This window comes from Stenotrophomonas sp. STEN008 (assembly GCF_056760435.1).
The window spans coordinates 144,169-162,885 of record NZ_JBRRET010000004.1; the positions used below are offsets into that span (position 1 = coordinate 144,169).

Annotated in this window: 18 protein-coding genes; 14 read left to right on the plus strand and 4 right to left on the minus strand. The window is 66.9% G+C overall.

The window, feature by feature from the left end:
- The first annotated feature begins 59 nt into the window (after window positions 1-59).
- Both ACVOME_RS03610 and ACVOME_RS03615 read left to right on the plus strand, forming a co-directional pair.
- Window positions 60-2,255, plus strand: a complete 2,196-nt coding sequence (locus ACVOME_RS03610; protein WP_481504747.1) for an AsmA family protein — start codon at window positions 60-62, stop codon at window positions 2,253-2,255.
- Between the two features lie 66 nt (window positions 2,256-2,321).
- Entirely contained in the window at window positions 2,322-2,807 is a 486-nt protein-coding gene (locus ACVOME_RS03615; protein ID WP_065182222.1) for a TspO/MBR family protein, read from the plus strand.
- 13 nt (window positions 2,808-2,820) lie between these two features.
- On the opposite strand, the gene ACVOME_RS03620 is transcribed toward ACVOME_RS03615, so the two are convergent.
- Window positions 2,821-3,120, minus strand: coding sequence for a hypothetical protein (locus ACVOME_RS03620; protein WP_481504748.1), 300 nt, complete (start codon window positions 3,118-3,120; stop codon window positions 2,821-2,823).
- Window positions 3,121-3,315: 195 nt separating this feature from the next.
- Between ACVOME_RS03620 and ACVOME_RS03625 the strand changes: the two genes are divergently transcribed.
- The 4 genes from ACVOME_RS03625 (at window position 3,316) to ACVOME_RS03640 (ending at window position 9,046) form a co-directional block, all read left to right on the plus strand.
- Window positions 3,316-3,858 carry a biliverdin-producing heme oxygenase gene (locus ACVOME_RS03625; RefSeq protein WP_239519791.1) on the plus strand — a complete coding sequence of 181 codons (543 nt, stop codon included), beginning with the start codon at window positions 3,316-3,318 and terminating at the stop codon, window positions 3,856-3,858.
- A gap of 97 nt (window positions 3,859-3,955) precedes the next feature.
- Window positions 3,956-6,193, plus strand: a complete 2,238-nt coding sequence (locus tag ACVOME_RS03630; RefSeq protein WP_481504749.1) for an ATP-binding protein — start codon at window positions 3,956-3,958, stop codon at window positions 6,191-6,193.
- The gene (locus tag ACVOME_RS03635) at window positions 6,190-6,657 is read left to right on the plus strand and encodes a response regulator (RefSeq protein WP_053518529.1); all 468 of its coding nucleotides are present in this window, start codon (window positions 6,190-6,192) and stop codon (window positions 6,655-6,657) included. Before ACVOME_RS03630 ends, ACVOME_RS03635 begins: the two co-directional genes overlap by 4 nt.
- Window positions 6,650-9,046 (plus strand): response regulator, encoded by a 2,397-nt coding sequence (locus ACVOME_RS03640; RefSeq protein WP_065175684.1) that lies wholly within the window; start codon window positions 6,650-6,652, stop codon window positions 9,044-9,046. Before ACVOME_RS03635 ends, ACVOME_RS03640 begins: the two co-directional genes overlap by 8 nt.
- A gap of 21 nt (window positions 9,047-9,067) precedes the next feature.
- On the opposite strand, the gene ACVOME_RS03645 is transcribed toward ACVOME_RS03640, so the two are convergent.
- From ACVOME_RS03645 to ACVOME_RS03655, 3 genes are read right to left on the minus strand one after another with little or no spacing between them, the layout of a single operon-like run.
- Entirely contained in the window at window positions 9,068-9,736 is a 669-nt protein-coding gene (locus ACVOME_RS03645; RefSeq protein WP_053518533.1) for an NAD(P)H-binding protein, read from the minus strand.
- A 32-nt stretch (window positions 9,737-9,768) separates the two neighbouring features.
- Complete coding sequence (locus ACVOME_RS03650) at window positions 9,769-10,449, minus strand: ChrR family anti-sigma-E factor (RefSeq protein ID WP_277381768.1); 681 nt, start codon at window positions 10,447-10,449, stop codon at window positions 9,769-9,771.
- Window positions 10,446-11,069: a sigma-70 family RNA polymerase sigma factor gene (locus tag ACVOME_RS03655; protein WP_065182216.1), complete on the minus strand. Its 624-nt coding sequence runs from the start codon at window positions 11,067-11,069 to the stop codon at window positions 10,446-10,448. Before ACVOME_RS03655 ends, ACVOME_RS03650 begins: the two co-directional genes overlap by 4 nt.
- A 132-nt stretch (window positions 11,070-11,201) precedes the next feature.
- Between ACVOME_RS03655 and ACVOME_RS03660 the strand changes: the two genes are divergently transcribed.
- The 8 genes from ACVOME_RS03660 to ACVOME_RS03695 all read left to right on the plus strand — a co-directional run bounded on the left by ACVOME_RS03660 (window position 11,202) and on the right by ACVOME_RS03695 (window position 18,714).
- A complete protein-coding gene (locus tag ACVOME_RS03660; RefSeq protein ID WP_128988607.1) occupies window positions 11,202-11,969 on the plus strand; it encodes a hypothetical protein in 768 nt (255 codons plus the stop codon).
- A gap of 93 nt (window positions 11,970-12,062) precedes the next feature.
- Complete coding sequence (locus tag ACVOME_RS03665) at window positions 12,063-13,013, plus strand: acyl-CoA desaturase (protein WP_065182214.1); 951 nt, start codon at window positions 12,063-12,065, stop codon at window positions 13,011-13,013.
- Between the two features lies 1 nt (window position 13,014).
- Window positions 13,015-14,292, plus strand: a complete 1,278-nt coding sequence (locus ACVOME_RS03670; RefSeq protein ID WP_111186985.1) for an NAD(P)/FAD-dependent oxidoreductase — start codon at window positions 13,015-13,017, stop codon at window positions 14,290-14,292.
- Window positions 14,289-15,056 carry a DUF1365 domain-containing protein gene (locus ACVOME_RS03675; RefSeq protein WP_065182212.1) on the plus strand — a complete coding sequence of 256 codons (768 nt, stop codon included), beginning with the start codon at window positions 14,289-14,291 and terminating at the stop codon, window positions 15,054-15,056. The genes ACVOME_RS03670 and ACVOME_RS03675 overlap by 4 nt, the downstream gene beginning before the upstream one ends.
- Window positions 15,053-16,312 (plus strand): SAM-dependent methyltransferase, encoded by a 1,260-nt coding sequence (locus tag ACVOME_RS03680; RefSeq protein WP_065182211.1) that lies wholly within the window; start codon window positions 15,053-15,055, stop codon window positions 16,310-16,312. The genes ACVOME_RS03675 and ACVOME_RS03680 overlap by 4 nt, the downstream gene beginning before the upstream one ends.
- A gap of 1 nt (window position 16,313) precedes the next feature.
- Entirely contained in the window at window positions 16,314-16,862 is a 549-nt protein-coding gene (locus ACVOME_RS03685) for a DUF2878 domain-containing protein (protein ID WP_053518549.1), read from the plus strand.
- The gene (locus tag ACVOME_RS03690) at window positions 16,859-17,644 is read left to right on the plus strand and encodes a DUF1295 domain-containing protein (RefSeq protein WP_065182210.1); all 786 of its coding nucleotides are present in this window, start codon (window positions 16,859-16,861) and stop codon (window positions 17,642-17,644) included. The genes ACVOME_RS03685 and ACVOME_RS03690 overlap by 4 nt, the downstream gene beginning before the upstream one ends.
- The gene (locus ACVOME_RS03695; protein ID WP_065175693.1) at window positions 17,641-18,714 is read left to right on the plus strand and encodes an SAM-dependent methyltransferase; all 1,074 of its coding nucleotides are present in this window, start codon (window positions 17,641-17,643) and stop codon (window positions 18,712-18,714) included. The genes ACVOME_RS03690 and ACVOME_RS03695 overlap by 4 nt, the downstream gene beginning before the upstream one ends.
- Window positions 18,715-18,717 lie beyond the last annotated feature (3 nt).

Below are 18,717 nucleotides of genomic sequence, written 5' to 3' on the forward strand. Positions count from 1 at the left end.
CATGGTGAACCACGGTACTCGGCCATAGTGGCCGGAGTTCGTCATCATGTTGAGCGTTCATGGCAGCAGTCCGCGCGCACCTCAAGCATTTGCCTCGCCGGTGGCGCACAGCGCTCTACATCCTGCTCGGCCTCTACGCAGCCTATCTGTTGGCGGGCAACGTCTTCCTCAACACGCCGCTGTTCGACAACGTCACCAACCGCAAGCCGCAGAAGTTCGTGATGACCACGGGCCCGGCGATCACACTGGTGCCGGGCCACGTGATCGCCTGGAACGTGCACATGCGCGGCCACGTCAACCACACGGTCTATGTGCTGCATGCGGAACGTGCCAGTGCGCGCCTTGCCCTCCTCCCCCTGTTCCGGCGCGAAGTCCGGGTGCCGCGGCTGCAGGCGACCGGTGTTTCGGCCGACGTCAGTCGCGTCGATCAGGTCGTCCCCTCGCCCCCCCGCGGTACCCGCGGGTGGACGCTGCGCTTCAACGCCATCCATAGCGACAGCATCCGCAGTGCCCGGCTGGGCAAGCTGCTGATCATCGGCAAGGGAGCCGGAACGGTCGGTTTCCTCAAGCAACTGCGCGGCGGTCCGTCGGAACTGTTCGATTCCCAGGTCCGCTTCGATGCCGCCGACGTCAGCTATGACGGCGTCCAGCTGCTGGGGGACACAGAACTCACGTCCCGCTTCAGCTATCCCCGCCATTTCCGCGACCAGGCGCCCGGCCTGGCCAAACTGGGCCTGTTGCGGGCTGCGCTCGAGGTCAACGCACGAAGCCAGGGGCTTCGCCTGGATACCGGCCTGGCGCAGCCGCGGATCGCCAGTGCCCCGGTGCCGGGGCGACTGCAGATGGACATCCGGATGGACCATGGACGCCTGCAGCCCGGCAGCCACGCGCTGTGGCACGTGCCCCTGCTGCTCGGTGACGGCGCTCCCGGCCGTGGCGTTCTGGCCCTGCAGCTCAACACCGCCGACGACATTCGGCTGCAGGCCCGGCTGCCTCCCAAAGCAGGAACGGGCGCAGCGCTGGACGCCGATCTGCGGATTGCTGGCCGTGAGATTCCTTTCCGCCAGATCGACCAGTTGATCGAACGGACCTCGGGAACGGTGCGCGGCGAGTGGACCTTCACCTCGCTCAACTGGATCCCCGCACTATTCGTTCGCAAACCCTGGCTGCAGCTCGATGGCGGCGGCGTCCTGCAGGCGGATCTGAAGCTCCGCAATGGTGAACTGGTGGCGGGCAGCACGGTCGACATTCCATCCGCCAAAGCGGTTGCCGGTATTGCCGGCGTGACGATGGCGGGCACGGCCAGCGCGCATGGTGAGCTCAAGGACGGATCGCCCACCCGCGCCGAGCTGTCGGTACGCCTGCCCCGCTTCACTGCCAACCCGACGGACGCGCCGCGCACACGGCTGTTCGATGGCCGCGATCTGCAGGTGACGCTGAGCGGTGACGGCCGTATCCGCGAGCTGCGCAACGGTGTGCGCGCGCACCTGCGTTTCAGTGACGCCACCATTCCGGACCTGGCGGCCTACAACCGCTATCTGGGCACGGACCAGGTACGGCTGCTCGGCGGCACCGGCCAGGTGAGCGGCGAGATGCGGCTGGACACCAATGGTCGCATCGGCCAGGGCAGCGCCCGCCTGCTGGGCCGGCAGGCACGTGCGCAGGTCGCCGGGCTGTCACTGGCCGGCGACGTGCAGCTGGATGCAGCCCTGCGCCGCGGCAACTTCACTGACCGCCATTTCGACGTCTCCGGCAGCACCGTCGAGCTGCGCAACATCCAGATGGCCGGTGTCGCACGCAAGACGCCGTGGCGCGGACGTATCGACATCCAGTCCGGGCGCATCGATGCACAGTCGCCGTTCCAGGTGGACGCACGTGGCGCCGTGGCAATGAGCGATGCCTCGCCCCTGCTGGCGGTGTTTGCCGAGCGCGGCGACTATCCGCGCTGGGTGCTGTCGCTGCTCGACGCTGGCCAGGTCGATGCGCAGACCGCACTGCGCTGGCGGCCGGGGCATCTCACCCTGGACGAGCTGACTGCGGAGAATGACCGGTGGTCCGTCCGCGCCCGCCTCGATCTTCCCGGTCAGCACAAGCGCGGCGATCTCTATCTGCGCTGGGGCGTGCTCGGCGCCGGCCTCGAGCTCGACGGCGAGCAGCGCCGCTGGCACCTGGCAAAGGCCCGCGAGTGGTTTGATGAGCGCCCCTCCCTGCTGCCCGCCTCGGCGGCACCTGCGCAACAAGCGCCTGGGGACTGACGGCCGGCGCTGCATCCAAACGTGCCACTCGTTCGTATTGGTTCGAGACCCACGCGAGGATGCCCGATGAAACGAACAACGCAGGCCCTTGGACTGGCCGGCTGGCTTACGCTGACCTTCGTGGCAGCGGCGCTTGGCGCACGGGCCTCGATCTCGGCATCGGACTTCTACTCCACCCTGTCGCTGCCCGCGTGGGCGCCTCCCGCCGGGCTGTTCGGACCGGTCTGGACGGTGTTGTACGCGCTGATGGCAGTGGCCGCGTGGCTGGTCTGGCGCGAGAAGGAACGGCGCCCCAACACGGTGGCATTGGTGCTCTACGTCGTGCAGCTGGCAGCCAACACCGCATGGAGCTGGCTGTTCTTTGGATGGAAACAGGGTGCGCTCGCCTTCGTGGATATCCTGGCCCTGCTGGCGCTCATCATCGCCACCGTGATTGCCTTCGCGCGCATCCGGACGCTGGCGGCGATCCTGCTACTGCCCTATCTGCTGTGGGTAGGGTTCGCCGCCGTACTCAACTACGCGGTGTGGCAGGCCAACCCCGGGGCCCTGTAAGGCGGTGCGCGCTTCAGGCGGTTGCTTCAGGCGCAGGCTGCCAGCTGTGCAGGGTCGCGCCCTTCAGCGACTGCTGCCCGCAGCCGGTCGGGCAGCGCAGCACGCGGATGGCCGACATACTGACCAGGCCCTGCCCCTCCACCGCCTTGAACACCGTCTCGCAGCGCAGGCAGCGTGCCACCATGGAATACAGGTGAACGATGCGGCGGGTGCCGGGGTCCTGCAGAAGATCCACATCCAGCAGCTGGAACTGGCAGCTGTCCGGCATCGCGCGCATGGAGTGGGACGTGTTCGGGGGTGTGTGCAGGTTCACGACGGAGCGCCAGTGGAAGTGTCCTGCGTACGTTATGGAAACCGGCGTGCAGCGGGTGTGCAGTGCACATGCAGTGACCGCGAAATCTTGTGCGGGCCGCGGACCGATTCTGCTAGGGTGCCGCAGATGCACAGTCCATTGCCGTCCTCCGATCCACCCGCCCGCTGCCAGCAGTCTGCCGGTAGTCCGTTGAGCGTGTACCTGAGGGACGCCACGCGGTCGATGCACGGCAGCCTCGATGCGTTCCTGATCGGGCAACGCCTGTTCGAATCCACATTGCGCTACGGGCGCTTTCTCCAGGTCCAATGGCATTTCCACCACGCCGCCGCGCCGCTGTACATGGACGGGCTGATGCTTCCGGCAACGGCACGACTGCAGCTGGTTGAACAGGATCTGCTGGATATGGGCGCCCCGCTGCCACGCGCGCATGCCTGGCGTCCCAGGCTGCAGCACGCATCCCGTGCGTCGGCATTGGGTTGGCTGTATACCGTCGAGGGTTCTGCCCTGGGTTCGGCTGTCCTGCTCAAGTACGCCGCCGCGCTGGGGCTGGGTGCCGGCCATGGCGCCCGTCATCTTGCACCTTCGCCTGCAGGCGTGGCCGAGCAATGGCGGATCACCCGCGCGCATCTGGATGCGGAACCCCTCACGCAGCAGCAACGCCAGCAGGCCTGCAGCGCGGCTCAACAGGCGTTTGCATTCGTGCGGCGTTGCGCAGCTGAAGTGTTCAGCAATGCGTGAACAGGCATTCACATCGTCCGGACGGTATGCGGCCGCAGCATTTTCCGTCACCATTCCATTCCGCCCGGCCCGTCACGAATCATGAGTACCGCCCTTGATGCCTTCCGCTGATCGCACCTGGAACGATGCACTGTCGGACTGTGCGCGGGAACCCATCCACACACCGGGCGCCATCCAGCCCTACGGCGTGCTGCTGGTGCTGGATCCGCTGACGCTGCTGGTGCGGGAATGTGCCGTTAGCCAGCCCATCGCGCTGCGCCAGTACGGTGATCCGTTGATGCAGCATGTCGAGAACGCACTGGGCGGTGTGATCGGCCCCTTCGTACATCGCCTGCGGCACATCGCACCCGGCGGCACGCTGCACCTGGGCGCGGTCCACCTGGATGGGCTGGGGCGCCACCAGTTGCTCGCGCATCGTTCAGATGACGATCTTCTGATCGAACTGGAAGCCCCCGTTGCCGGTCAACCCGCCTCGCTGGAGGAGCTGTACCCCGCGATCCGCGAACTGATGCTCGCCATCGAGGGTGCCGCGACGGTCGAGGATCTCTGCCAGCTGGCGGCTGCGCACATACGCAGGATCGCCGGATTCGACCGTACGCTCGTCTACCAGTTCGACGCCGGCTGGAATGGAACCGTCGTGGCCGAAGATGGCAACGGCATCCTGCCTTCGTATCTTGATCTGCGCTTCCCGGAATCGGATATTCCGGCGCAGGCGCGCGCCCTGTATCTGCATAACCGGGTGCGGCTGATCGCCGATTGCGATTACACGCCCGTGCCCCTGGTGCGGGCCGGGCATCATCGCCAGGCCCCGCCCACCGACCTGAGCCTTTCCACGCTCCGCAGCGTCTCGCCGGTGCACCTGCAGTACATGCGCAACATGGGCACGGCGGCATCGATGTCGGTCTCGCTGATCCACGAGGGACAGCTGTGGGGGCTGGTGTCGTGCCACAGCGCACAGCCGCGCCGGCTGCCCTATCACGTGCGCACGGCCTGCGAGTTCATGGGGCAGATCCTGTCGCTGCAGATCGCACTGAAGCAGCGCGCACGCGCCGTTGAGGAACGGGTCGGGCGCCGGTCCTTGCTGGTCAAGCTGCTGGGCCGCATGGCCGGCGACGAGGACTTCATGGCCGCGCTCCGCCGGGACCCTGACAGCCTGCTTTCACTGACCGGCGCGCAGGGCGCGGCCATCGTGCACAGGAACGACTGCATGCGCCTGGGCCAATGCCCCGGGAATCCGGAGGTACTTGCGCTGGCACAGTGGCTCGCGACCGCGCACGTGGGCGAGGAAATGTACGTCACCGATCATCTGACCGCGGCCTGGCCGCCTGCGGAGCAGTTCAGCGATGTTGCCAGCGGCGTGATCGCCGTATCCATCTCCCAGCTGCATGACAGCTACCTGATGTGGTTCCGCCCAGAGGTGGTACGCACGGTCAGATGGGGTGGCGATCCACGCAAGAGCGCAGGCGGCAGCGACGCCCTGTCGCCACGGCATTCCTTCGAGGCATGGAAAGAGACCGTGCAGCACCGCAGCCTGCCGTGGAACGAGGCCGACTGCGATGCGGCGCTCGAGATGCGCAACGCCATCGTCGACATCGTGCTGCGCAAGGCGGAAGAGATGGCCGAACTGAACGAGCAGCTGATGCGCAGCAACAAGGAGCTGGAGGCGTTCTCGTATTCCATCAGCCATGATCTGCGCGCCCCGTTCCGGCATATCGTGGGCTATTCCGAACTGCTGGGCAGCTCGGCAGCCGAGCGCTTGAACGAGACCGAGCGGCGTTTCCTCGACACCATCGTCGATTCGGCCAAATCGGCCGGCACGCTGGTGGATGATCTTCTGAGCTTCTCCCAGATGGGCCGCTCGACGCTGGGTCGCGCACGCATCGACATGGCAGCCATGGTGGAGGATGTGCGGAAGATGCTGGAGTTCGAATACCACGGACGCGACGTCCACTGGCAGATCGGGGACCTGCCCCAGGTTGAGGCCGACCCCACCATGATGCGCCTGGTCTGGCAGAACCTGCTGTCCAATGCAGTGAAGTTCACCCGCGAGCGCACGCACGCGGTGATCGCAGTGGCGCACGAGCGTTCGGCAGGCGAGGATGTCTTCACTGTGCGCGACAACGGCTGCGGCTTCGACATGCGCTATGTGGACAAGCTGTTCGGCGTATTCCAGCGGCTGCACCATGTCGAGGAGTTCGAAGGCACCGGCATCGGCCTGGCCAACGTGCGCCGCATCATCGGCCGCCATGGCGGCCGCACCTGGGCCGAGGGCGAGCCGGGCAAAGGCGCCACCCTCCATTTCACCCTGCCCCTGCATTCTGGAGATGTTCAATGAGGGACCTGCGGCCGATCCTGCTTGTCGAGGACAGCCCCAAGGATGCTGAGTTGACCCTGGCCGCGCTGTCGCGTTGCCAGCTGCTCAATGATGTCATCCATGTGCGTGACGGCGCCGAGGCGCTGGACTATCTGCGATGCGAGGGCGCCTTTTCCGGTGCCCGCCATGGCGGCCCCGTGGTCGTGCTGCTCGATCTCAAGCTGCCGAAGGTCAATGGACTGGAGGTGCTCGAGCAGGTTCGTGGCGATCCCGTTCTCAGCAGCACCCCGATCGTGATGCTGACCTCGTCGCGGGAGGAGCAGGATCTGATCCGCAGCTATGAACTAGGGGTCAACGCGTTCGTGGTCAAGCCCGTGGATTTCAAGGAATTCTTCGACGCGATCCAGGGTCTTGGCATGTTCTGGGGAATCACCAATCAACCACCGCCGCATCGCCCGAACGGCTCGGGACACCACCATGGGTGATATCACCGACCGCGGCGAGCGCCTGCGCATCCTCATGCTGGAGGACAGCGCACTCGATGCGGAGCTGATCTCCGCCCAGCTGCTGCGGGCCGGCCTGGATTTCGAGGCGGAGCGCGTATGGACGCGTCGGGGTTTCCTCGATGCCATCGACAGCGGCACGCATGACGTCATCCTCGCCGATCATGTATTGCCCGGCTTCGATGGCGATGCGGCCCTGGCCCTGGCGCGCGAACGCGTCCCCCATACGCCGTTCATTTTTGTTTCCGGCACGCTTACCGAAGAACTGGCGGTGCAGGCCCTGACCCGTGGCGCGCGCGACTACGTGGTGAAGCAGCGGCTGCAACGACTGCCGGACGCGATACGGCGTGCACGGCAGGAGGCGCACGAGCGTGGCAAGCTGGCCCAGGCCCAGGCGGCGCTGAATGACAGCCAGGCGCAGTTGCAGCAGATCACCGACGTGGTTCCGGCGCTGATCGCGCAGTTCGATCACGAACACCGCTTCCGCTTCGCCAACCGTGCGTTTCTCGACTGGCACGGCGTAAGCCTGGCCGAAGTGCAGGGACGGACTGCGCGCGAGATCAGTGGGATTTCAGCCTTCGAGGAGGCGCTGCCCAGCCTGCAGCAGGTCCTCCAGGGAGAGCGCGCCAACTTCCAGGCACGTCTTGCCCATCGCAGCGGTGAGACGCGCTTCGTACAGATGGACTGCGTACCGGAGCGCGCAGCCGATGGCCGCGTGGTCGGCTACATCTGCGTGGGCAGCGACGTTTCCCAGCTCAAGCGCGCCGAACTGGCCCTGCGCGAGGACAACCAGTCGCTGGAGCGGCAGGTTCAGGCGCGCACCGCCGAGCTCCGGGCCAGCAAGCGACGTCTGCAGTCCATCTTCGAGTCCAGCTTCCAGCATCAGGTGCTGCTTGACCTGTCCGGGCGTGTCGTCGACGCCAACGTCGCCTCGCTGGCCGCGGTGCTGGCCGAGAAGGCGCACGTTGTGGATACCCCCTACTGGCAGACGCCCTGGTTCACCACCACGCCCGGAATGAGCGAGGTGATCGACAAGGCGGTTGCCGATGCCGTACGTGGGCGCAGCTCCCTGCACTCGCTCGAACTGGAGCTGCCCACCGGCCGGCGAAGTTTCGACGTTTCATTCCGTCCGTTGCAGGACGGCGCCGGCGAGGTCACCGCGGTGGTGTCCGAAGCCGTGGAGACCACCGCACGACTACAGGCAGAGCATGCACTCCGGCAGGCGCAGAAGATCGAGGCCGTCGGGCAGCTGACCGGCGGCATCGCCCATGACTTCAACAACATCCTGACGGTCATCTCCGGCAACGTCGAGCACGCGATGCTGTTGAGCGGCCATCCCGGAGCGTCGGCCGAGGCGACCACACGCGCACTGGACAACGCCCTGAAAGGCGTCTCGCGCGCGGCAAGCCTGACCCAGCGGCTGCTGGCCTTCGCGCGCCGCCAGCCGCTGCGCAGCCAGGCCGTCAATCTCAACGACTGCATGCTCGGAATGCAGGACATGCTGCAGCGGGCGCTGGGCGAGCTGGTGCGACTGGAGATCAGCACGGCTGCCGGCATCTGGTGCGTGGAACTGGACGTCGCGCAGCTGGAGGCATCCGTGCTCAACCTCGCGGTGAATGCACGCGATGCGATGCCCAGCGGCGGCAGGCTGAAGGTCGAGATCGACAACAGCCATCTCGACGGCGACTATGCCGCCCTGTTCCCCGATGCGGCTCCGGGCGAGTACGTGATGCTGCGCGTCCGCGACAACGGCCACGGCATGCCGGCCGATACGCTGGCGCGGGTGTTCGAGCCGTTCTTCACCACGAAACAGGTGGGGCGTGGCACGGGCCTGGGGCTCTCCATGGTGCATGGTTTCGTCAAGCAGTCCGGCGGCCACGTCCTGATCGACTCCGTGGAGGGCGGAGGAACCAGCATCACCATGATGTTCCCGCGCTCGCCGCTGCCACTGCCCTGTGAATCTCCCGCGCCGGCAGCAGGCCTGGCCGGCTATGAACAGCGCGGCGAAACCATCCTGGTCGCTGAAGACAATGACGATGTCCGCGCATACACCGTCGACGCCCTGCGCCAGCTGGGCTACCGCGTGCTGGAGGCACATGACGGGCCGTCCGCGCTGCGCCTGCTGGAACGCCCGGACGCGCGCATCGATCTGCTGTTCTCCGATATCGTGATGCCCGGCATGTCCGGCTGGGAACTGGGTCGCGAAGTCCGGGAGCGCTGGCCTGAGGTGGCGATTCTGTTCACATCCGGCTATCCGCGCGATCATGACGCCCCCGGGGGCGCGGGCCGCTCTGCGGCTTTGCTGAGCAAGCCATTCACGCGCGCCGATCTGGCCGAATCGATCCGCGGCGTACTGGCGTCCTCCAGCTGACGGCCCGGGGCGCGCGCCGGCTCAGGGGCCTTGCCTGGTTCCGAGCCGGTTGATCTGCGCGCACTCAACGACGCCCGGCGGCTGTGGCATGTCGGCCAATGCAACCATCGCCCGCCCCAGGGCCAGATTGCTGGTCGCGATGGAAGGGGCCATGCGTGCGACCAGCCCCAGCACCGGGGCGCCGACACCATAGAGTGGCTTCATCCACGAATGCACCGTGCCTGTACCTGCAACAGGCTGGACACCGCCTGGTCGCAACATCACCGTACGGATCGGCAAGCGGGCCAGCGCCTGTTCGGTCTGCCCCTTCACCCGCAATGGCATGATGCGGCTCTGCGGATCAGCATGAGCCCCGGACACGTACAGAAAGCGCCCCTGCGGACATGCCTGGGCGAACGCCGAAGCCACCGCAAGCGTGGCATCGAAGGTCACCGCGCGGTACTCGGCTTCGCGGGTTCCCACCGGCGGCGCTCCGGCGCAGTAAAGGCAGGCGTCGAATCCCGAAAACAGGTCAACACTCCCGGCGGCCTGCCGGAAATCGGCGAGCAGCAGCTCGGCGACCTGCTGCCCCGGCCGGCTGCCCGGCCTGCGGACCAGTGCCGTGACACGCTGCACCCGGGGCGATTCCAGGCAGGCCAGGACAACGCCCTGCCCCACCAGCCCTGTTGCACCGGCAACGAGCAGCTTCATGCGGCCAGGGGCGGCGTGGCTGTCCACGGGGCTCAGAGTTTCACGAAACGCTGGATGCGGCGCGCCAGCCAACCACTGAACACCAGCGGGGCATCCAGCGCGGATACACAGATGCATGGCACGCCCGGCGCCGTCACCGGCTGGTGCTCAACGTCCTCGTCAAGATCCGCGACATCGCCAGGCGCGAACAGGCCCAACGCATCGTTGTAGGAACCGCGCAGGATCTGCGTCAGTTCGCTCTGTCCGTGGCTATGCATCGGCAGGCACTTTCCGGGGGCGATCTTCAGCATGATCAACGATGGCATCTGTTCGGCCCGGATGCAGTGCACGCCAGGCGCGATCCAGCGCCAACGCAGCGCTGCCAGTGACCTGCCGAAATACGGGTGCAGCGATGCCGGCAGGTAGTCCGGATCAGCCTCCGGCCGTTCATGCGGCACCTCCCGTGGCGATGATGGCTCGGCCGCTGCTGAGACCGCCTGCGAGGACAGATGGGCCAGCATGGCCTCGCGCAGGGCGTCCCGGCGGTCTTCGGCAAGCGCAGGCTGGGTGTGTTCCAGCAGCGCCGAACCGATCGCCTCAGCCTCCCGCAGGCGCTGCCGGCACACCGGGCAGCGCTCCAGATGCGTGCCGGCGACGATACTCAGTGGCACCGGCAGTGCGCCGGCCGCATAACTCATCAACGTCGATTCGTGCAGATGGTGGTGCGGGCTCATTGCGCACCTCCGATCCGCGACTGCAGGCGCAGGAATGCGCGGCGGAGATGCGACTTCACGGTCCCCAGCGGCATGCCCAGAATGGAGGCGATCTCACCGTGGCTCTTGGCCTCGAAGTACGACATCCGGACCATGCGCGCCTGCACTGCCGGCAGTTCGTTGATGCGCTGGCGCAGCCGTGCATGGTCGGCAAACTGCTCGGCGCTGCTGCGCTCGACCAGGTCCGCGGCAGCGGCCTCTTCGACGGCCGCCTGGACCTGCATCCAGCTGCGCTCGCGCCGGACCCGGTCGATATGCAGGTTGCGGGCGATCCGGTAGAGCCATGTACTCAGTGCCGCCTGCGCCGGATCGTAGTCTCCAGCGCGCAGCCACACCTTCAACAGGCATTCCTGCGCAAGCTCTTCAGCCACGGCATCCGGCACGCCGAGTCCGCGCAGATAGACGCACAACCTGGGCATGAAGTGGTCATAGATGCGCATGAAGCAGTCGCGGTCGCGCAACCGCGCCACCGCGTCCATGTCACCGGTCCAGTTCAGTGCGTCAGTGCTGGGCTGCTGGGAACTGGACACGAGGCGGGCGGTGTCGAAGGGAACGGGAGGGCTGGCGGCGTCAGGGTACATCTGCGGTCGCGGCGGGCTGGTGAAGGTCTGTCCTGAGTACGGGCCACGGGCCCGTTTGGATGCAGCACCGACCTGCATCCAGCAACGGCCCTGCCGCGTATGCCAGGACGTCCCCCCGCCGGAGCGCCTTCGATGCGCATCACTCTCCTGCTGCTGTGCCTGCCCTGCCACGCACTCTCGGCCACCCTGCTGCACAACGAGGGCATCGCCACCCTGCCGGACGGCCGGGTGGCCTACCGCGAGATGCACTGGCAGCGGGGCGCCACGGAAGGCGCCGAGCGCTGGGTCCAGTACCTGTGCCCGGACGGCCAGCCCTTTGCAAGAAAACACATGGCGGCCACGGATCGACCGCTGGCGCGCGGCTACCGGCTGCTCGACCAGCGCTCCGGTCAGCAGGCTGACGTGGAGATGTCCAGCGATGCAGTCCGCATCTCGTGGAAGGAGAGTGCCTCGTCCACATCGCGGCAGGCACGCCTGCCAGCGCCTGCCGGTGCAGTCGTCGATGCCGGCTTCGATGCGGCCGTGCGCCAGCACTGGACACCGCTGCTGCAGGGAGCCGAGGTGACCCTGCCCTTTCTCGTCCCCGGGCGCCAGCGCTTCTATCCGGTCAAGGTCAGCTGGCGTGGTGCGAACCGCTGGCGCGGGCTGGCTGCACAGTCATTCGAGGTCCAGCTGGACACCTGGTATGGCGGCGTGGCCCCACGCCTGTCACTGGTCTACGCCGAGGCCGATCGTCGCCTGCTGGAGTTCCGCGGCACCAGCAACCTGCGCGATGCACGTGGCACTTACCCCGCCGTGGTGGTGCGCTTCGACAGCCCGCCTGCGCCCCAGCCGGACAGCCAGTGGCAGCAGGCGTGGGCGCGGCCTCTGGTCGCCGGGTGCGCCGTTACGGCGAAGTGAAGACAAACAGGAAGACGAAGAATCTGCAACGAGGCGCATCCATTTCCCGCCCTGCTGCGTAGAGAAACACACGCCTCTCTCGAGATCCGCCCCATGGCTTCCGCAGCGCCCCTCCGCAGCCGACGCGAACGCCTTCTGAGCACCATCCGGCGCTGGTTCGACGCCGGCACTGCAATGGACACCGACAGTGGGCGTGCGGATCGGATCGACTGGCTGCGCGCGGTGCCATTCGCGCTGATGCACCTGGCCTGCCTCGGCGTGATCTGGGTGGGGGTGTCCTGGATCGCCGTGGCCGTGGCAGCTGCGCTCTACGCGATCAGGATGTTTGCGATCACCGCCTTCTATCACCGCTACTTCTCGCATCGAACCTTCCAGGCGCCGCGCTGGGTGCAGTTCGTATTCGCGGTGATCGGCGCTTCCAGCGTGCAGCGCGGCCCGCTGTGGTGGGCCGCGCACCATCGGCATCACCACCGCCACGCCGACCAGCCGCAGGACCCCCATTCCCCACGCCAGCGCGGATTCTGGCGCAGTCACATGGGCTGGTTCCTGACCCGCGAGGCATTCACCACCGACCTTGCCCGGGTGCCTGATCTGGCCCGGTTCCCGGAACTGCGCTGGCTGGACCGCTTCGACATCGCGGTGCCGGTACTGCTGGCGGCAGGCCTTTATGCACTGGGCGAACTGCTCGAACGGGCAGCGCCCGGCCTGCACACGTCCGGGCCGCAGCTTCTGGTTTGGGGCTTCTTCGTTTCCACCGTCGTCCTGTTCCATGCCACGGTCACCATCAACTCGCTGGCGCATCGCTTCGGCCGGCGCCGCTTCGATACCCGTGACGACAGCCGCAACAATCTGTGGCTGGCACTGCTGACCTTCGGCGAGGGTTGGCACAACAATCATCACTTCTTTCCCGGCTCGGTCAGGCAGGGCTTCCGCTGGTGGGAGGTGGACATGACCTGGTACGGGCTGCGCGCAATGGCCGCCCTGCGGCTGGTCAGCGGGCTCAAACCCATCCCTGCGTGGGTCCTGGACAAGGCGAGATACTGACATGCGCATCGCAGTCATCGGCTCGGGAATCTCTGGTCTGGCCAGTGCATGGTGGCTGGACGGCGAACATGACGTCACGTTGTTCGAGGCCAACGACTATCTCGGCGGACACACCCACACCCACGACATCGAGCTGGGCGGGACGCGGATGGCTGTGGACACCGGGTTCATCGTGTTCAATCCGCTGCACTATCCGCTGCTGAGCGCGCTGTTCGACGAACTGGGCGTCACCTCGCGGCCCACCACCATGAGTTTCTCCATGCACAGCGAGCGTTCGGGCGTGGAGTACAACGCCACCTCGCTGGACGGCCTGTTCTGCCAGCGACGCAACCTCGTTTCGCCGCGCTTCTGGGGAATGCTCTCCGACCTGCGCCGCTTCTATCGCGATGCGCCGCTGCTGCTGGCCGAGCGGGAAGGCCCAACGCTGGGCGACTATCTGCGCAGCCAGCGCTATGGCAAGGCCTTCGTCGACGAGCATCTGCTGCCGATGGCGTCGGCGTTGTGGTCGTCGCCGACGGCGACCGTCCTGGACTTCCCCGCACGCTACCTGGCCCAGTTCATGGCCAACCACCAGATGCTGCAGATGACCGGCCGCGCGCCGTGGCGCGTGGTGGAAGGTGGTTCGGCGCGCTACGTGGACGCCCTGCGCCGCCGCTGGCGGGTGCACGAGCGCCTGGAGTGTCCCGTCCTCGCCGTCGAGCGGATGCCCTGGGGCGCGCGCGTGCACAGCGCTGCGGGCGTGGAAGGATTCGATGAAGTGATCCTCGCCTGCCACAGCAACCAGGCGCTGGCACTGCTGGCCGATGCCGATCCGATCGAACGTGACGTACTCGGCGCCATCCGCTACCAGCCCAACGACGTCGTACTGCACACCGATGCGTCCCTGCTGCCCCGCAACCGCAAGGCATGGGCTGCATGGAACGCGCATGTGCCGCGCGATCCCGCCGCTCCCTGCACCGTGAGCTACTGCATGAACCTGCTGCAGGGACTGCCCGGCGACATCCCGCTGGTCGTGACGCTCAACCGCACCGAGGCGATCGACCCACGCCGCATACTGCGTCGTATGAGCTATGCACACCCGGTGCACGATCATGCTGCGGTCCGAGCCCAGCAGCGCTGGGCCGACGTACAGGGCCGCCGCCACACCTGGTTCGCCGGAGCCTATTGGGGGTGGGGTTTCCACGAAGATGGCATCCGCAGTGCCCGTCGTGTCGTCGACGCGATGCGGACCTGTTCGCCGCAGCCACGTCCCATGACACAGGACGAGGCCGCCGCATGAGCGCCAGCGCCCTCTACTTCGGCCACGTGATACACCGCAGGCACCAGCCGCACGCGCACGCCTTCCGCTACCCGGTCGCGCAGCTGCTGCTTGATCTCGACGAGCTGGACACGATCTTTGCCGGACGATGGCTGTGGTCCTTGAACCGCCGCAATCTGGCGGAGTTCCGGCGCAGCGACTACTTCGGTGACCCCTCGATGCCGCTTCCCGAGGCGGTCCGCCGCCATGTCGCAGGCGTGCGGGGTCATCGCCCGGCGGGCCCCATCCGCCTGCTGACCCATCTGCGCTTCGGCGGGCACGTCTTCAACCCGGTCAGTTTCTATTACTGCTACCAGCCTGACGGCAGCACACTGGACTGCATCGTGGCCGACATCACCAATACGCCCTGGAAAGAGCGCCACGCCTACGTCCTGTCAGTGGCAGAAGCGGCCAGCGAGCCGGGCTCACTGCGCTGGCAGTTCCAGAAGCGCTTCCATGTGTCGCCCTTCATGGCGATGGACTGCACCTACGACTGGCGGTTCAGCACGCCCGGCGAGGACCTCAGGGTCCACATGCAGGTTCTGCAGGAGGGCGTGCGCCAGTTCGACGCCACGCAGCACATGCAGCGACGACCGCTGGACGGGCGCGGCCTGGCGAAGGTGCTCACCCTGTATCCCTTGATGACCGTGCAGGTCGTTGCGGCGATTCACTGGCATGCGCTGCGGTTGTGGCTCAAGCGCAACCCGGTCCATGACCACCCCTCACTTGCCGGAAAACCGCGATGAACGAGATGACTCCATCGGCAGCCATGCCCCGGGCCGGCGCGCTCGACGCATACCTGCGCCAACGCCTGCTGTCCCAGCTTGCGCCGCTGCGCGAAGGCCAGCTGCGGGTACGGGATGCCCTCGGCGAAACACTGCTGGGCGACGTTGCGGGGGAACTGCATGTCACTGTGACCATCGATGACCCGGCGTTCTACCGCAAAGTCGCCGCACAAGGCAGCGTAGGCGCAGGCGAGAGCTACATCCATGGCGACTGGCAATGCGACGACCTGGTTGCGCTGGTACGCCTGCTGGTGCGCAACCGCGATCTGCTGGACGGCATGGAACGTGGCCCGGCACGCATCGGCGGCTGGCTGCTGCGCGGCTGGAACCGGCTGCGCCGCAACAGCCGCGAAGGCAGCCGGCGCAACATCGCGGCTCACTACGATCTCGGCAACGACTTCTTCGCCCTGTTCCTGTCAACGGACCTGATGTATTCATCGGCACTGTTCGCCAGCGAGCAGGACACGCTCGAGGACGCCTCGCGGCGCAAGCTCGATCGCATCTGCCAGCAGCTGCGCCTGGCACCCGGAGACCGGGTGGTCGAGATCGGCACGGGGTGGGGCGGGTTCGCACTGCATGCCGCGCAGCATTACGGCTGCCATGTCACTACCACCACGATCTCCGCCGAGCAGCATGCGCTCGCCGTGGCGCGGGTCCGTGCCGCGGGCCTGGAGGATCGCATCACCCTGTTGATGAAGGACTATCGCGACCTCGACGGGCAGTACGACAAGCTGGTCTCGATCGAGATGATCGAAGCGATCGGCGCCCAGTATCTGGACACCTACATGGCCACCCTGCAACGGCTGCTCAAGCCGGACGGGCTGGCCCTGCTGCAGGCGATCACCATTGAAGACCACCGCTACGAGCAGGCGCGCCGAAGCGTGGACTACATCAAGCGCCACGTGTTCCCCGGCAGCTTCATCCCTTCCATCAACGCGATCATGGCCGCCAAGACCCGTGCCAGCGATCTGCAGCTGCTGGCGCAGCAGGACTTCGGCCATTCCTATGCCCTCACGCTGCGGGCGTGGCGCCAGCGATTCCTCGCACAGCTTCCTGCAGTGCATGCGCAGGGGTTCGACGCCCGGTTCTGCCGTCTGTGGGAGTTCTACCTGGCCTACTGCGAGGGCGGCTTCCTGGAACGTTCGATCGGCGTTTCACACCTGCTGCTGGCACGCCCCGGCCATCGGGGCAGCGCGCACGCCACGGGCGCACACTGACATGCGCCGCACCTGGCTCAATCTGCTCGGCAACCAGGCGGTCTGGCTGTGCGCGGTCGCTGGCGCCGGGCGCGGGCTGCAATGGCCAGCACTGCTGGCCGCCACACTGTTCGTGGCCAGCCAGCTCAGCACCAGTCCCCTGCCCCGGGTCGAGCTCCGCCTGCTGGTCCTGGCCCTGGCCTGTGCGTGGCTGGTCGATGGCGCCGCTGCCGCCGCGGGCGTGGTGCGTTATGCCGCTGCGCCCCTGGGCTGGATGCCACCGCCCTGGATCCTCGCACTCTGGGCGTCCTTCGCGATGACGATCAATGCATCGATGGCCTTCCTGCAGCGGAACACGGCGCTCCCCGTGTGCTTTGGCCTGCTGCTTGCCCCGCTGGCGTACCTGTCCGCCAGCCGCGGCTTCGACGCCGTGCAGCTTTCGCCCCCGGCCTGGAAAGGCCTGCTGACGCTGGGTATCGGCTGGAGCATCGCCCTGCCGCTGCTGTGTATCGCTGCGCGTCGCTGGTCGAGGCTGGCCATCCGCCCACCGTTTGCCGGAGCCCGACCATGAACGCCCTGCCCTGGGTTGCCCTGTATGCCCTGCTCATCATGGCCTGGGGATGGGCATGGCAACGCCGCCACCGCAACATCGGCATCGTCGATGTGCTGTGGGCGAAGGGCGTCGCTGCGTCAGCGCTGATACTGGCCCTGCTCGGTGACGGCGCCGCGCTGCCGCGTGTGGCCCTTGCGGTGCTGGGCGGCCTGTGGGGCGGCCGACTCGCGCTGCACCTGTGGAGCCGCGTGCGGCGCGAGGCCGAGGACGGGCGTTACCGATACCTGCGAGATCACTGGCAGAGCCACCAGGGCAAGATCTTCGGCTTCTTCATCGCCCAGGCGCTGCTGATCGTGCTGTTCTCCCTGCCATTCGTGGCCGTCGCCAGCAACGACTCGCCCGCCGCGGCGGGCTGGGTTGCCGCCGCTGCCGCAGTCTGGCTGTTGAGCGTCGGCGGCGAGGCGCTGGCCGACCATCAGCTCGCACGGTTCCGCGCCGACCCGGCCAACAAGGGGCGCACCTGCCGCACCGGCCTCTGGCGGTACTCGCGGCACCCCAACTACTTCTTCGAATGGCTGCACTGGTTCACCTACGTCCTGCTCGCGGTCGGCTCGCCATTGGGCTGGCTTGCGTGGACAGGACCGGTGCTGATGTACCTGTTCCTGCGCTATCTCAGCGGCATTCCCTTCACCGAAAAGCAGGCGTTGCGCAGCCGTGGTGAGGACTACCGCGACTACCAGCGCAGCACGCCGATGTTCTTCCCGTGGTTCCCGCGTTCGTCCAAGGAGCACCTGCCATGACTGTCGCCACATCGCTCGCAACGCCTGCCGATCCGGAAACCGGGCTGATCGCCTGGGCCGAGCGCGGCCTCATTCCGGATGTGGCCCTGCGCTCCGGTATCCGCCGGCTGTGCGCCCAACGCCTCCAGGAAGAGAGTGCCGGGGGCATCGAGGCGCAGTCCGCGCGCTTCAACCAGTGCCTTGAGCAGTTGGCCGGCAGCCCGGTCGCGCTTCATGTCGATGCCGCCAACCGGCAACACTATGAAGTCCCCGCCGCATTCTTCCAGGCCTGCCTGGGCAAGCGCCTGAAATACAGCAGCTGCTACTACCCGAGCGGTCGCGAGACCCTGGACGAAGCCGAAGTCGCCATGCTCGAGCTCTACGGCGAGCGTGCCAGCCTGGCTGACGGGCAGCACATCCTTGAACTGGGGTGTGGCTGGGGCTCGCTGACCCTGTGGATGGCCGAGCGCTTCCCGGGCGCGCGCATCACGGCGGTGTCCAATTCGCACAGCCAGCGCCAGCACATCCTTGAACAGTGCAGGCTGCGCGGGCTGGGCAATGTCGAGGTGATCACCTGCGATGTGAACCGGCTGGAGCTGCCGGCCGGCCGTTTCGACCGCTGCGTTTCGGTGGAGATGTTCGAGCACGTCCGCAACCATGCGCAGCTGATGTCACGCATCGCGCAGTGGCTGAAGCCCGACGGCGCGCTGTTCGTGCACATCTTCGCCCACCGCACCCTGATGTACCCCTTTGAAACCGAAGGCGGCGATAACTGGATGGGGCGGCACTTCTTCACGGGTGGGCTGATGCCCGCTGCCGACACTCTGCTGCACTTCCAGCAGGACCTGCGCCTGCAGCGGCGCTGGCTGCTGGATGGCACGCATTACCAGCGTACGGCTGACCACTGGCTGGCGAACCAGGATGCCGCGCGTGAACGCATCATGCCGATCCTGGAGGCAACCTATGGCAGGCCGGCGGCAAGGCAATGGTGGAACCGCTGGCGCATGTTCTGGATGGCCTGCGCCGAGTTGTTCGGCTACGACAACGGCCAGCAGTGGCTGGTTGCCCATTACCTGTTCCGGCCACGTTGAGGT

Excerpts from the sequence above, each read along its gene's own strand:
- ACVOME_RS03670 (WP_111186985.1), top strand. The coding sequence starts at position 13,015 with ATGCGCATCGCAGTCATCGGCTCGGGAATCTCTGGTCTGGCCAGTGCA.
- ACVOME_RS03680 (WP_065182211.1), top strand. The coding sequence starts at position 15,053 with ATGAACGAGATGACTCCATCGGCAGCCATGCCCCGGGCCGGCGCGCTC.
- ACVOME_RS03690 (WP_065182210.1), top strand. The coding sequence starts at position 16,859 with ATGAACGCCCTGCCCTGGGTTGCCCTGTATGCCCTGCTCATCATGGCC.
- ACVOME_RS03610 (WP_481504747.1), top strand. The coding sequence starts at position 60 with ATGGCAGCAGTCCGCGCGCACCTCAAGCATTTGCCTCGCCGGTGGCGC.
- ACVOME_RS03685 (WP_053518549.1), top strand. The coding sequence starts at position 16,314 with ATGCGCCGCACCTGGCTCAATCTGCTCGGCAACCAGGCGGTCTGGCTG.
- ACVOME_RS03655 (WP_065182216.1), bottom strand. The coding sequence starts at position 11,069 with ATGTACCCTGACGCCGCCAGCCCTCCCGTTCCCTTCGACACCGCCCGC.
- ACVOME_RS03650 (WP_277381768.1), bottom strand. The coding sequence starts at position 10,449 with ATGAGCCCGCACCACCATCTGCACGAATCGACGTTGATGAGTTATGCG.
- ACVOME_RS03695 (WP_065175693.1), top strand. The coding sequence starts at position 17,641 with ATGACTGTCGCCACATCGCTCGCAACGCCTGCCGATCCGGAAACCGGG.
- ACVOME_RS03615 (WP_065182222.1), top strand. The coding sequence starts at position 2,322 with ATGAAACGAACAACGCAGGCCCTTGGACTGGCCGGCTGGCTTACGCTG.
- ACVOME_RS03675 (WP_065182212.1), top strand. The coding sequence starts at position 14,289 with ATGAGCGCCAGCGCCCTCTACTTCGGCCACGTGATACACCGCAGGCAC.
- ACVOME_RS03660 (WP_128988607.1), top strand. The coding sequence starts at position 11,202 with ATGCGCATCACTCTCCTGCTGCTGTGCCTGCCCTGCCACGCACTCTCG.
- ACVOME_RS03635 (WP_053518529.1), top strand. The coding sequence starts at position 6,190 with ATGAGGGACCTGCGGCCGATCCTGCTTGTCGAGGACAGCCCCAAGGAT.
- ACVOME_RS03645 (WP_053518533.1), bottom strand. The coding sequence starts at position 9,736 with ATGAAGCTGCTCGTTGCCGGTGCAACAGGGCTGGTGGGGCAGGGCGTT.
- ACVOME_RS03665 (WP_065182214.1), top strand. The coding sequence starts at position 12,063 with ATGGCTTCCGCAGCGCCCCTCCGCAGCCGACGCGAACGCCTTCTGAGC.
- ACVOME_RS03630 (WP_481504749.1), top strand. The coding sequence starts at position 3,956 with ATGCCTTCCGCTGATCGCACCTGGAACGATGCACTGTCGGACTGTGCG.
- ACVOME_RS03640 (WP_065175684.1), top strand. The coding sequence starts at position 6,650 with ATGGGTGATATCACCGACCGCGGCGAGCGCCTGCGCATCCTCATGCTG.